The 2,365-nt window shown below is 62.3% G+C and carries 2 protein-coding genes; one reads left to right on the top strand and one right to left on the bottom strand.

The genetic code is table 11. The annotated features are described in order from the left end of the window. Positions 1 to 508: 508 nt before the first annotated feature. Positions 509 to 2,002 carry an NAD-dependent succinate-semialdehyde dehydrogenase gene (locus tag ACZYOF_RS43465; RefSeq protein ID WP_463719554.1) on the top strand — a complete coding sequence of 498 codons (1,494 nt, stop codon included), beginning with the start codon at positions 509 to 511 and terminating at the stop codon, positions 2,000 to 2,002. Between the two features lie 14 nt (positions 2,003 to 2,016). Here the strand turns inward: ACZYOF_RS43465 and ACZYOF_RS43460 are convergent. Continuing rightward, a partial coding sequence (locus ACZYOF_RS43460) for a hypothetical protein (protein ID WP_463719553.1) occupies positions 2,017 to 2,365 on the bottom strand: 349 nt, incomplete at its 5' end.

Raw genomic sequence — 2,365 nt, 5'->3', positions numbered from 1 at the left:
GATACGGTCCCATTGCGTGTCGTTCAGAACGAGCCGATCCAGAACCCCCAAGGCTTCCTCCTAAAAGAAAGCCTTGAATCACGTTCCGTCTGATTTGAGAATCCCAAGAGTCCACACAGCCTAGAGCGTGATGACTTTTCTTCGAAACGTCATCCCGCTCTAGCTCTTTGTTTGAGCATGATCTCCGCGCAAACGCTTCGCGTTTGTCGCGAGGGAAAACCGGTGTCCACTTTTCCGGATCATGCTCTGGAGCATTTCGGTTCTGATTGAATCAGAACCGAAGCTCTAGATTCTAGTTTTGGTGCGTTTTCTGCGCAGATAAGTCTACGCAGCGAACCGGTGTCTACCTTCGGATCAAGTCCGCGGGCATGCTTCGCTCGAAAACGCGCTGGCGGCTCCCGCACCCCCGCAAAATTGCTTGACGCGTCCGCCTTCAGCGGACGATGCATTGCGACCGGTTTCGACTTATGTTTGGGCGATACGCCCAGAAAATTTCAGGAGTGACGCCATGAACCCGCCCGTTGCCGCACGCGCTTCGCAATCAGGAACCTCGCTTCGCGATCGCCTGAAAGATCCCTCGCTGCTGCGCGACCGCTGCTTCATCGATGGCGCCTGGGTCGGCATGTCTGTCTTCGCCGTGAACAATCCGGCTGATGGGGTCGAACTGGCGAAGATCCCGCAGATGAGCGCCGATGACGCCACCAAGGCGGTCGAGGCCGCGGAACGCGCGTTCCCGGCCTGGGCCAAGCTGACGGCCAAGCAGCGTTCCAACATCCTGCGCAAATGGTTCGAATTGATCATCGCCAACCGCGAGGATCTGGCGCTGATCCTGACCTCGGAACAGGGCAAGCCGCTGGCCGAGGCGCTGGGCGAGGTCGATATCGGCGGCGCCTATGTCGAGTTTTTCGCCGAGGAAGCCCGCCGCGTCTATGGCGAGACCATCCCGACCCAGCGGCCGGATGCCCGGCTGCTCGCGATCAAGCAGCCGATCGGCGTCTGCGGCGCGATCACGCCGTGGAACTTCCCGAATTCGATGATCACCCGCAAGGTTTCGCCGGCGCTCGCCGCCGGCTGCACCGTGGTGCTGAAACCCGCCAACGAAACCCCGCTGTCGGCGCTGGCGCTGGCGGCGCTCGCCGAGAAGGCCGGCGTGCCGAAGGGCGTGTTCAATATCATCACCGGCGATGCGCCGCCGATCGGCAAGGTTCTGTGCGAGCACCCGGCAGTGCGTTTTGTCGGCTTCACCGGCTCAACCGAGGTCGGCAAGATCCTGTACCGGCAGTCGTCGGTCGGCGTGAAGAAGCTCGGGTTGGAACTCGGCGGCAACGCGCCCTTCGTCGTGTTCGATGATGCCGATATCGATGCCGCCGTCGAGGGCGCGATTGTCTCGAAGTACCGCAACATGGGCCAGACCTGCGTCTGCGCCAACCGCCTCTATGCCCAGGACAAGATCTACGACGAGTTCGTGCAGAAGCTCTCGAAGAAGGTTGCCGCCATGAAGATCGGCGACGGCACCGAGCAAGGCGTGGTGCAGGGGCCGCTGATCAACATGGAAGCGATCGAGAAGGTCGAGCGGCACATTGCGGATGCGGTGAAGGGCGGCGCCAAGGTCGTCACCGGCGGCAAGCGCTCATCGCTCGGCCGCACCTTCTTCGAGCCGACGGTGCTCTCCGACGTCAAGCCGGATGCGCTGGTATCGCAGGAAGAGACATTCGGCCCGCTCGCGCCGGTGATCCGCTTCAAGGATGAAGCCGACGTGATCGCGATGTGCAACAAGTCGCCGTTCGGCCTCGCATCGTACTTCTATTCACGCGACCTCGGGCGGGTCTGGCGCGTCGCGGAGGCGCTGGAATCCGGCATGGTCGGCGTCAATACCGGCCTGATCACGACCGAAGTCGCGCCGTTCGGCGGCGTCAAGCAGAGCGGCCTGGGCCGCGAAGGCTCGCATCACGGCATGGAAGAATATGTCGAGATCAAATACGTGATGATGGCGGGCGTGTAGTCCCTTCTGCCTCGTCATTCCGGGGCGCGCGAAGCGCGAGCCCGGAATCCATTCATCCACTTGGTCTGCCGCCCGATGGATACTCTGATGTGCAATTGCACATCATAGCTCGCGACTTCGTCGCGCCCCGGAATGACGGCGATCGCGTGGGGTGGGCAAAGGCGCGACAGCGCCGTGCCCACCATCCGCATTCGAGCCAGAAGGGTGGGCACGCTGCGCTTTGCCCACCCTACGAGGCTTTGCCCACCCTCATATGGGGCTTTGTGAGTCAAGGCTCTCAGCGAACAGGGTTGGGTTGGGTTTTTGCGGTGAGAGGGCGGCGCGCGGAGCCATGCGTAGCGCAGCGCGACGACCGGGCCCCGG

The sequence above is a fragment of the Bradyrhizobium sp. LeoA1Lang genome (assembly GCF_055413685.1).
This window is presented reverse-complemented; position numbering and strand designations above follow the sequence as displayed.

What these genes read in the sequence shown, in the direction of transcription:
- ACZYOF_RS43465 (WP_463719554.1), top strand. Translation starts at nt 509, where the DNA reads ATGAACCCGCCCGTTGCCGCACGCGCTTCGCAATCAGGAACCTCGCTT.